Below are 9,872 nucleotides of genomic sequence, written 5' to 3'. Positions count from 1 at the left end.
CCGGGTGCCCACCGGCTCCGAGAGACTTGGCGTGCGCGGCCTGGCTGCGCCGGGCGAGCGCCCACTGGTCATGCGCGAAATGCGCCCCATCGAAGAGATAGGGGCGCATTCGTCAGCTTCGCCTACTTGAGTGCTGTACCGCCCGAGTTGTGGTAGGCGATCGTCTTGTGGATCAGGTTTCCGCCGTCGGACTCGACCGTGGTCTGTTCCTGCTGCCCCGGACCGAAGAACAGGCCGGCGACATGGGCGTTCGCCACCTGGTCCATGTGTGCGAAGAACCAGTCCACCTTGTCGTCCTTGTAATGGTTGAGGGTGTTGTCCTGCGCCATGTTGCCCACGGGGATCTGCCACAGGACCACCGGCTTGCCCACGGACTCGGCCATCGTCTTGTAGAACTGCAGCGCGGCGGCGGCCTTCTGGTCGGTCCAGAAGTGGTCACTGCCGCCGTGGGCCGGCTGTGCGTACCAGCCTGCGTCGCGGTCCGACACGTCGGTGGCCAGGAAGTCGGCGTTCTTCGCCCCGAGGCTCGCGTAGTCCTTGACGCAAGCCTGAGTGTTGGTCTGCCAGTCGAAGCAGGAAAGGTGCATCCCCACGGCGGTGTTCGGCGCGTACTTGTGCGCCATCGAGATCAGGCACTGGGCGAGTCCGGCGGCGCTGTTCTCCTGCGATCCGCAGTCCGTCGGATTCGAGGCCGTGACCTGCGCGGCAACCTTGTGCGGATCGCCGAGCGACCGGACGTAGCCCCAGAAGTCGGGCTCGAGGTCGATCGCTTCGTGCGACGTGCCGATCTTCTGGAGGAAGAACCGGTAGTCGTTCAGGTACCGGGTGAGCAGGTCAAGCCGGTTGATGGCCTTGACCTCGCCCGGACCGTCGCCCTCGCCTGCCGCATCCCCGAGGTCGCGCAACGAGTACCAGGTCCACAGCATCTTCTGCGGACGCGGGCTGCCCTTGTACGTCGCCTCGGCCGCCACGCTGTCCCGCCAGGTCACGTAAGTGCCGGGCGCCGTGGTGCTGCCGTTCCAGCAGCCCCACCAACCCGACCAATCGTCGTGGCAGCGCGCTGCCGAGTAGTCGTCCGACGAGGGCGCGGGCTGGCTGTGCACATAGGCGTACCGCACGTCGAACGGCGCGGCGGCCGCCGAGGCGTCGGACATCGAGCCGCCGATGAGCACCGTGCTGCTGCCCATGAAACGTGTCGTCGAGCCGCCGCCACCGGCCACGGGAGACGGCGTGGACGACGGCGTGGACGACGGGTGCGAGCTGCTCGGAGCCGGGCTGGTGGGAACGCTGCTGCTCGGCGCGGTGGGCGTACCGGAGCTGCCGACGCTCCCGACCGGGACGAGTTTCCACTGCTGATCGGCGCCGCCCTGGTCGCGGTTCTGGACGACACCGCTCCCGTTGGCTTTGGCGGCGTTGTGGACATCGACGGCCATGCCACTGAAGCGATTGACCAAGCGCACGTAGCCGTTCGTCGACCTGGCCAGTTCGAACTGCTGGTTGGTGCCGTTCAGGTCTTTCCACTGCACGATGGCGGAGCCGGCGGTCTTCGACCAGCCGAGGTCGTCCAGCACCTTGCCGGAGTTCCGGTTCTGCAGCCGGTAGTACCCGTCACCCGCGTCGATGAACCGCCACTGCTGGTTGGCGCCGCCGTGACGGCTCCACTGCACCACCGCCGCGCCGTCGTTCTTGGCGGAGGCGCGGTCGTCCAGCACCTTGCCGCTGTTGCGGTTGACCAGCACGTACCACTTCTTCAGATCCAGGGTCTTTTGCTGCGCCGAAGCCTGGCTGACCACGACAGCCGAGCCGGCCACGACCACCATGGTGAGACCCGCCCAGAGACCCCGACGCGCGAGCAACCGACGGCCACGATGCTTCGGGCGACCACCGCGCGCGCCGCCGTCGGCACGGTGGCCGCCGACGCCGGACGCCACCGATGCCGTGGGTGGGCCGGGGACATGTCTGTGCTCTCGTTCCAGGGACACGCCTGTGCTCTCTTTCAGCTGCTGCTCTGACCGGACCACTTGGCCGGACAACGCTGAGTGGTCCGAGAGGTCGAAAAGGTTGCCGCGAAGAGCCACAGAATTTTTTTGGCAAGGACGCCCCGCTCGCATCCGCCTCGGCGGCGAAGGTCACCGTTGACATGAGGCAACGGCTCTACCTCAACCCATTGAAGATCCGGCATCCCGTTCACGTCGGCAAATGAGCCGGATCAACGGATGAAGGGCGCCGTCGCGAGTGCACAGCCGCACGGCGGGGCCGCAGGCCGTTGTGGCTGCGGCCCCGCTCGGGCGCCTGGGTCAGGACGGGTCGCCGTACTGGAGGCCCCGTCCGTTGGTGCCGATGTAGACGCGGCCGAAGGTGTCGGGGTCGCCGGTGATGATGCCGAGGCTGCCGATGGCGCCCCACTGGTGGGCGCTGTCGTTGACGCGGAGCCAGGTGGCGCCCTTGTCGGTGGAGCGGAAGACTCCGGTGACGTCGTTGACGGTGCCGATCAGGTACAGGGCCTGGTAGTTGGCGCCGGGTGCGGCCTTGCCGAAGCCGAGAGCGGAGGCGGACTGCACCGTCTTGAGTGTGGTGAAGGTGCGGCCGCCGTCGGTGGAGTGCAGCAACCCGTTGCCGCCGCCGGCGATCCACAGGTCCCCGTTGATGCCGGGGACGGCGGTGAGCCTGCCGGAGGGCAGGCCGGTGGCGCGGGGGGTGAAGGTCGCGCCGCCGTCGGTGCTGGCGTGGAGCGTGCCGCCCGTGAGTGAGTAGAAGATGTTGGCCGAGGAGCGGTCGGCGACGACCACGGCGTCGGTGCCCAGGCCGCTGACCTTCGACCAGCTCGCTCCCTTGTCGGTCGAGCGGTACGGGGCCTGGCCTGCTTCGGCCCAGACGATCGTGGAGCCGTCCGCGGCGAGGGCGACATGGCCGCTGTTCGCGCTGGGGACCGGTTCTGCGGTGAAGCCGTTCCAGGTGCTGCCGCCGTCGGTGGAATAGGCGCCGTCCTGCGCGCCGCCAGTGCCGACGCGGACCATCACCGCGGGGGCCGACTGGGCGAAATCAATGTCGGTGCTGCTGCTCATCAGCGGGTTCTTCAGCCGTCCGGCGGGCACCTCGGTCAGGGAGTCGTGGCGGAAGCCGCCTTGGTCGCCCATGGAGGTGATGACGGTGGCGCCGCCGGGAGGAGCGATCGCGTCCGCCAGCGAGGTCTCCTCCAGCCCGCGGGCCCCGGAGGTCCAGTGGCTGGTGCCGCCGCTGTCGGAGGCGTTGGCGTCCTTGCTTCGCCAGATGCCGTTGCCGGTGCCGTACAGCACGTGCCCGGAGTCGAAGGGATCGATGGCCAGCGCGGTCATCCAGTGCCCGGTGTGGGTGCCGACGTACGGAGCGCCGGAGGCGTCCCGCTGCGACTTGTCGGCCAGGGCCTTCCAGGTCGTGCCGCCGTCGGTGGTCCGGTAGATCTCGTCCTCGGGCCACCAGCGGTCGAGGGTGGTGACCATCACCGTGGACGGCTTCTGCGGGTCGACGGCCAGACCGGAGAACCCGTAACCGCCCTGCGAGGGAGAGATGTTCTTCCACGCGCCGCCGGCCGGCGTGTACTTCCACACCGAGCCCGCCGTCGCGTCCATGGGGCCGATGCTGTCGCTGTACGTCAGGTACAGCGAACCGTCACCGGAGACGACACCGTGCTGCGGCATCTGGCCGGTGGGCCGCCCGGAGACGGCCTGCCAGCTGTTGCCGCCGTCGGTGGAGCGGTACAGGGAGGTGTCCTTGTCGTTGACGCCGACGTAGACCGTGTTGCTGCCGGCCGGACCGTACGTCACGAAGGAGATGCCCGCGCCGCTGCTCGCCCCGTCCTTGACGGGGAACGAGGAGACCTGACTCCATGTCGCGCCGTAGTCGGTGCTGCGCCACAAGCCGTTCTTGCGGGTGCCCAGCAGCAGGGTGCCGTGGTCCGCGGGGTCGCTCACGAGCCGCTCGCCCGCCCCCCGGCCGGGTTCGTTGCCGCCCACCTTGAACGGCAGATCGGTCCGCTGGAAGGTACGGCCCCGGTCGGTGGAACGCAGGATCGCGCCGTTGCCCGCCCACTCGTTGGTGTAGGTGCCCGTCGCGAGGTAGAGCCGGTTGGGGTCGACGGGGTCGGTGGCCAGCGCGTCTATGCCCAGCAGGTTCCAGTCCTTCTCGCCGAGCCAGTCGGTCAGCGGGATCCACTGCTCGGCCGCGGTGTCCCAGCGGTAGGCGCCGCCCATGTCGGTGCGCGCGTACAGGAGGCCCTTCTCCTTCTGGTTGAACACCAGCCCGGTGACGTAACCGCCGCCCACCACCTGGGCGTTCTTCCACACATACGGTCCGGCCGCGGCCGTGGTCTGAGTGCTGCCGGTCCCGGACGCCTGGGTCTCGGCCGTTTGCACCAGCTTCCACTGCTGGTTGGTGCCGCCATGGCCCGGATACTGGATGATCGGCGCGCCCTCGGCCGTGGAGCCTCCGGAGACGTCCAGGACCTGGCCGCTCCTGCGGGAGGTGAAAGTGACCGCGTCGGAGCCGCTCACATCGTCGATCCGCCACTCCTGTGAAGTGGCGGAGCTGTCGGTCTGCTGCTCGGCGGCGGCCGCCTGGGCGGTCGAACCGCCCGCTATGCCCAGCACCTTGCCGCTGTTGCGGTTCACCAGCTCGTAGTAGCCGTCCCCGGTGGGTCTCAGCTTCCACTGCTGGTTGGCGGTGTTCTGGTCGGTCCACTGCTGGATGCGGGTGCCGTCGGCGGTGGAGAAGGCGTTGACGTCCATCACCTTGCCACTGCGTACGGAAACCAGCCGGTAGTAGGCATTGCCGTCGATCGTCGCGGCCTGCGAGTCCTCCTGCGCGAACAGGAGATACGGCACGACGATGGCGGGCACGCCGAGCAGCAGAGCGGTGGCGGTCCAGCGACGGCGGTGGCGCCCGCGGCGTCCGCCGGTCGTGGGGTTGTTCATGGGGAGGTGTTCTCCTTGCATGCCGTTCACCAGAAGAGGAGTGAATCCAGGCACGGGGGATGACCGGATCCGACTCCTGGTGGTCACAGACTCCGCACAGGGTTGCCGCGAGCCGGGAACTTTTTCCGTTCACCTCGTGGGGCGGTAGGCGTTGATCAGCGTCCAGGGTGGATTTGGCGCCCTTGATCCGGGTTCGTCTCGCCGAATGGCGTGAATCTTCCCGCGAAGGGGGCGCCCTTCCGGCGCAGCACCTTCGGCCGGAAGCGGCGAAAGGCCCGTGAGATCGTCGGCATGCCTGAGGGCTTTCGGTTCTACGACCACCTCCGCCACACCGGACACACCCTGGCCACCCGATCCGGTGCCACCCTCAAGGCACGATGGCCCGCGCCGGCCAGTCCTCGGAGAAAGCCGCGCTGATCTATCAGCACCCCCAGGACGACGGAGAGCAGGAAGCCGCAGCCGGCCTCGACGCCACAGTACGAAAGGCATGCCAGGATGCTGCGGCCGTGCCAGAACAGCAGACGGTCGTCCCCGACGATCACCGTTCTGACACGAACCCGGCACGTGGCAATAGATCACCGCGCACAGCAAAGAGGCCCGGGTCGATGACCTGGGCCTTCTCCATGGAGCGGGTGACGAGAATCGAACTCGCGCTCTCAGCTTGGGAAGCTGCGGCGCTTGGCGAGCAGGACCGCTTCCGACCTGGTCATATGGACTCTGGTGTGAGGCCCGGGAGCGCAGGATCGCACCTTTGTTGACCGTGACTGACCGTTCTTATGGGCACGCTATGGGCACGCCGCCCGGCCAGCAGCGAGGGAGCCCCCCGTGCGGCGGCCGAGAGGCAGCCAGGGGTCGCGTGCGAGCGCCGGTCAGCAGCTGCCGTTGCGGAAGCATACGCCAGGGAGACTAGCTCCGAACGATCAACAGTCGCTCAAATGTATGGATCGACCTGATGTCCAAGAGCTAGGTTGATCCAGCGTGATGCCGCTGACCACGGCGTCCCTCGGCACCAAGGTGCCCCGTATCAGAACACAGGAACGTGGGGGAATGCGTGAAAGCCAAACTGGCTTCGTTTGTGCTGCTCGGATCTGTGACTTTCGGAGCGGCCCCTGCCTACGCTGGCACGTCCGGCGTCGCCGACGAGCCCGCAACCTGATTGCAGGCCAGTGCTGTTGACAACTCAACGGAGGCCAGTGGAGAGGCGGGGCAGCTTTTCCTCGCTTCCAATGAACAATACGTCCAGACCTTCGGAGCCCTCAAAGCAACCCAGCAGGGGCTCACTTACGAGGCCGTAGCCGATTCGGACGCCGTAGCAGACTCCGCCGCGGCGGACGACACGGACAAGGCCATCGCCGCGGCCGACTCCGGTCTCGGGGAGAGTGCCGCGACGGCAGACGATGACGCCGCGAGCAGCCACTGGAGCGTGGTGAAGTTCGTGGCTCATGACAAGGACGGGCGCTACATCCCAACCCGTCAAGGAAACCGGTCATTCGGCTGGGTCCACTTCTCCGGACCGCACAACATCCACAGCGAGAAGGTCATCAAGGCCGCGGTGAACGAGCATCCCGAGCGAGGGAGCACCAAGACTCGCAAGGTATACGGCGCGGTGCTGTACGACACCCTTGGGATCATTCTCGCCAAGGTCAAGGTCATTGCGCAGTACCACTGGGAGACCAGCGACCACAAGTACAAGCTCGCCGACAACTCCGACAAGATCGGCGTGATCACGGCGTTCTGCCAGGGTGTCAACAAATGCCCGGACGCGTTGAACCGAGTATGACGGAGCACTCAATGACCTGGGACGAGACGAGCCTGTCCGGTCTACAGGCGCAGCTGGCGCACGAAATGCTGAGCCGTGTCACGGCCTTCACGTTCGGACCGGAAGTCCGGCTCGTCAGAGGTGTGGTGACCTCCCCAGAACGACCCGGCGCCGGCCGCATCGTCCTCTGGGACGGACAGCGGCTCGACAGCTCCGTCGCTTTCGACGTGCCACTCACGGACACCCAGGGCGGGAACATCCCCTCCGGGGACCTCGCAGCCGCCCTGCGCGTCGTGGCGACGGAATGCTCGGAACGCGAGATCCAGGAGGCACCGCGCGACCCCTTCGGGATCCCCGTGATCGACGCATCCGCCCCCGTTCACGCCTTCGTAGCCGAGCCGCACTTCAAGGTGTCGGACGCACTGCACGCCGCAGCGGCTGCGTTCTCCCTCCCACCGGAATCTGAAGAGCCCCCGGAGCTGCGCCTGCGCGGTTTCCTCCTTCTCGACCAGACGACGTGCCGCCTCTACCTGGACACCCCCGAATCACAGGACGCACCACCGTTCGGCATCGACCTCCCCATCCAGGACGAGAAAGGCTCCGTCACGGTCGGCGTAACCGCGGTGCATACCGCACTCCCGGTCCTTCTGCTGGGTGAGCTGGAACGCATGCGCAAGGACGTCCACGACCCCTACTGTCATGCCGTCTACGACTTGGCGGACTGGCTCTCGGGCAGCTGACTGCACGGTGCCGGGTACCACTTTGCGCGTATCGGCCCCCGCTCCGGGAGCCCATCGAGTCCCGGAGCGGACGGGCCCGCCACACGATGGACAGCAAAAAGGCCCGGGTCTGTGACCTGGGCCTTCTCCATGGAGCGGGTGACGAGAATCGAACTCGCGCTCTCGGCTTGGGAAGCGACGGCGCTTGGGGAGCCGGATTGCTTCTCACCTGCGCGTTTGTGCTTCAGGTCGGCGTCCGAGAGCTCGGGATCGCACCACTGTCGACCGTGGTTCTCCGCTCTGAAGGGCACGCTATGGGCAGCGGGGTGGACGAGTGTTGGGTCTACACCGCCCCGTCCGTGCTCGGGGCTCGTTGACACGTAGCCTCACAGCGGGGAGTCGTAGCGACTGCACATGAATGCTGCTTTCCTGCCCTGGTTTGCAAGATCACAAAATGCCGCTTTTACCCTGCAGACTTTGATCTCCATGACGGGCAGCCTGGTCTCCCAAGCGGTGGGCGCAGTGCGAGACCGCGACTCAAGATGGAGAGATTTACCTCTGCGGGTAAAGACCTCAGCCCTCGGGGTGAGGATCCTGCTGCTCGAGGTGAGGAGCAGTCCGATGGAGTGGATCACCGCGGGGAGCGGCGCCGTCATGGGACTGCTGGTCATCCGTGTGCTGCTCTACCAGGTGCGAGCCATCCTGATGGAAGTCGGCGCCATCGTTCGAGCATGGCGTGAGCTGCTGAGTGTGGTGAGGAATTCAGGACCTCCCACCAGGAGTGGTGGTTCATGAGGGCCCCGTCAGTGAGGTCAGCGCCGACATGGTCAGCTTGCACTGTTTAAGGAAAGCCTTAAACTCATGGTGTTGGTGTCGAGGGGAGCCGTCTTGAGCTGGGCGATCAAGGTCACCGATGAGTACGCGGAGTGGTTCCGGCAGCTGATCAAGGAGGATCTCGATTCTGCCTCCCAGGTTGCCCAGGCCGTTGCCGCACTGCGTGACGCTGGTCCCACTCTGGGCCGTCCTCTTGTGGACCGGCTGAAAGGATCGGAACTGCATCACCTCAAGGAGCTGAGGCCGGGATCGGGTGGCCGGTCCGAGATCCGGATCATCTTCGCTTTCGATCCGACTCGTTCGGCCCTCCTGCTCCTCGGCGGTGACAAGGCGGGAAACTGGGATCGTTGGTATCGCGACAACATTCCTCTGGCTGAACAGCTCTACCGCGACTACACCGGCGACACGGAGGACTGAGGAGTGAGCATGCCCAAGAAGATCCCGCAGGACTGGGAGACCCTGGAGCAGGAGCTGTACTCGGCCGGCGTGGATCCCGCCGAGGTGGAAGCCGGTTCGCGTCGACTGCTGGCGGAAGCCCGAGGGCATCAACTTGCCGAGGCGCGCAAACAGTACGGGTTGACTCAGAGGGATGTGGCTGCCCATATGGGTGTAAGCATCGCTCGCGTATCCCAGATCGAGCACGGCGAGGTCGCCACTCTCGATGTCATCGCACGTTACGTCGAGGCGCTCGGCGGCAGGTTGGACCTGGTTGCCGACTTCGGTGATCACACGCTGCGGATGCCAGCAAGTGGTGATCAGGGTAGCGCGGCAGCATAGTTGGCCTGAAAGTCTTCCGTGCGGTGATGCGACGCACCGTCCGGCGCGTTTCTCGGGGAACGCCAGGCTGAGGGCTCTTCCTGTTCGTCCCTGCAGAACTTGACGCGAAACCGCAGGTCAGAGGCGCGCGCTGGCGTGAGAAGCAGTGACTGGCCAGTCTCAACCAAGCGCCCGTGCCCTCCGCGTGCCCAATCTTCGAGTGCCCGAGGGTGCAAAAGGCGCTGAAGAGTCAGCGCCAAAGAATAAACCCCAGGTCACTGACCTGGGGTTTCACTCTGGAGCGGGTGACGAGAATCGAACTCGCGCTCTCAGCTTGGGAAGCTGATGTTCTACCATTAAACTACACCCGCGTAAGACGCCGACCGGGTCGGTGTCCGAATGCCCGCTCACTGTACCTCATGACGGACCCCCGGTGCTCGGACCGCGGGGTTCGTGCGCGTTTCAGGGGGTGGGATCGGGCTACAGGGGAACGGAGTTGGGGCGTACGGTGGGGGTGCGGGAGAGGGGTCCGGTGGGCCGGAGTGCCGCCTGGAGAGCCGTCCCTTTGATCCCGTAATGTGGCTTTCCGTCGTCACGGCAGTAAGCCCGACGCGGCTCCTGGGGAAGGGACTTAAGGGACTTGATGGAACGCACCGTCGTCCGCTGTGCCGAAGGGCACGTGTTCAGCACCACTTCGTTCCCGATGCAGCAGGCCGAGCGGCTCGGCCCCGGTCGGCTCGTCCGGTGTCCCAAGTGCGCCCGGCTGCGCAGCGTCGTGCCGGTCGCCCTTGAGAAGCACTAGCGGCGGAAGAAGCAGAAGAGGACACCAGTAACAGAGGCGCGTGGACTGTCACG

The 9,872-nt window shown here is 66.4% G+C and carries 8 protein-coding genes, 1 tRNA gene and 1 pseudogene; 7 read left to right on the top strand and 3 right to left on the bottom strand.

Annotated elements, in window-relative coordinates; translation table 11 throughout:
• Positions 1-122: 122 nt before the first annotated feature.
• Complete coding sequence (locus AB0N16_RS18425) at positions 123-1,820, bottom strand: RICIN domain-containing protein (RefSeq protein WP_365797909.1); 1,698 nt, start codon at positions 1,818-1,820, stop codon at positions 123-125.
• Positions 1,821-2,297: 477 nt separating this feature from the next.
• Positions 2,298-4,949 carry an RICIN domain-containing protein gene (locus tag AB0N16_RS18420; protein WP_365797819.1) on the bottom strand — a complete coding sequence of 884 codons (2,652 nt, stop codon included), beginning with the start codon at positions 4,947-4,949 and terminating at the stop codon, positions 2,298-2,300.
• Positions 4,950-5,150: 201 nt separating this feature from the next.
• Between AB0N16_RS18420 and AB0N16_RS18415 the strand changes: the two are divergent.
• From AB0N16_RS18415 to AB0N16_RS18390, 6 genes and pseudogenes are all read left to right on the top strand, one after another.
• Positions 5,151-5,431 (top strand): annotated as a pseudogene (locus AB0N16_RS18415) (site-specific integrase); the annotation flags it as partial.
• Between the two features lie 674 nt (positions 5,432-6,105).
• Positions 6,106-6,729 (top strand): hypothetical protein, encoded by a 624-nt coding sequence (locus AB0N16_RS18410; RefSeq protein ID WP_365797817.1) that lies wholly within the window; start codon positions 6,106-6,108, stop codon positions 6,727-6,729.
• A gap of 11 nt (positions 6,730-6,740) precedes the next feature.
• Entirely contained in the window at positions 6,741-7,448 is a 708-nt protein-coding gene (locus AB0N16_RS18405) for a hypothetical protein (protein ID WP_365797815.1), read from the top strand.
• 600 nt (positions 7,449-8,048) lie between these two features.
• Positions 8,049-8,222 carry a hypothetical protein gene (locus tag AB0N16_RS18400; RefSeq protein WP_365797813.1) on the top strand — a complete coding sequence of 58 codons (174 nt, stop codon included), beginning with the start codon at positions 8,049-8,051 and terminating at the stop codon, positions 8,220-8,222.
• Positions 8,223-8,288: 66 nt separating this feature from the next.
• Positions 8,289-8,678 carry a type II toxin-antitoxin system RelE/ParE family toxin gene (locus AB0N16_RS18395; RefSeq protein ID WP_365797811.1) on the top strand — a complete coding sequence of 130 codons (390 nt, stop codon included), beginning with the start codon at positions 8,289-8,291 and terminating at the stop codon, positions 8,676-8,678.
• Between the two features lie 9 nt (positions 8,679-8,687).
• The gene (locus AB0N16_RS18390) at positions 8,688-9,038 is read left to right on the top strand and encodes a helix-turn-helix transcriptional regulator (RefSeq protein WP_365797809.1); all 351 of its coding nucleotides are present in this window, start codon (positions 8,688-8,690) and stop codon (positions 9,036-9,038) included.
• A 276-nt stretch (positions 9,039-9,314) separates the two neighbouring features.
• On the opposite strand, the gene AB0N16_RS18385 is transcribed toward AB0N16_RS18390, so the two are convergent.
• Positions 9,315-9,388: transfer RNA gene (locus AB0N16_RS18385), tRNA-Gly, on the bottom strand.
• Between the two features lie 272 nt (positions 9,389-9,660).
• Between AB0N16_RS18385 and AB0N16_RS18380 the strand changes: the two genes are divergently transcribed.
• Positions 9,661-9,819, top strand: coding sequence for a hypothetical protein (locus tag AB0N16_RS18380; RefSeq protein WP_362577243.1), 159 nt, complete (start codon positions 9,661-9,663; stop codon positions 9,817-9,819).
• Positions 9,820-9,872: the final 53 nt, after the last annotated feature.

The sequence above is a fragment of the Streptomyces sp. NPDC051105 genome, from assembly GCF_040682795.1.
Lineage (GTDB): Bacteria > Actinomycetota > Actinomycetes > Streptomycetales > Streptomycetaceae > Streptomyces.
The sequence above is the reverse complement of the archived record's forward strand: the minus strand, read 5'-3'. Positions and strand labels throughout refer to the sequence as shown.

Bases quoted from the DNA above. Each gene is read 5' to 3' on its own strand.
- AB0N16_RS18425 (WP_365797909.1), bottom strand. From the start codon at position 1,820: ATGGTGGTCGTGGCCGGCTCGGCTGTCGTGGTCAGCCAGGCTTCGGCG.
- AB0N16_RS18420 (WP_365797819.1), bottom strand. From the start codon at position 4,949: ATGAACAACCCCACGACCGGCGGACGCCGCGGGCGCCACCGCCGTCGC.
- AB0N16_RS18405 (WP_365797815.1), top strand. From the start codon at position 6,741: ATGACCTGGGACGAGACGAGCCTGTCCGGTCTACAGGCGCAGCTGGCG.
- AB0N16_RS18400 (WP_365797813.1), top strand. From the start codon at position 8,049: ATGGAGTGGATCACCGCGGGGAGCGGCGCCGTCATGGGACTGCTGGTC.
- AB0N16_RS18395 (WP_365797811.1), top strand. From the start codon at position 8,289: ATGGTGTTGGTGTCGAGGGGAGCCGTCTTGAGCTGGGCGATCAAGGTC.
- AB0N16_RS18390 (WP_365797809.1), top strand. From the start codon at position 8,688: ATGCCCAAGAAGATCCCGCAGGACTGGGAGACCCTGGAGCAGGAGCTG.
- AB0N16_RS18380 (WP_362577243.1), top strand. From the start codon at position 9,661: ATGGAACGCACCGTCGTCCGCTGTGCCGAAGGGCACGTGTTCAGCACC.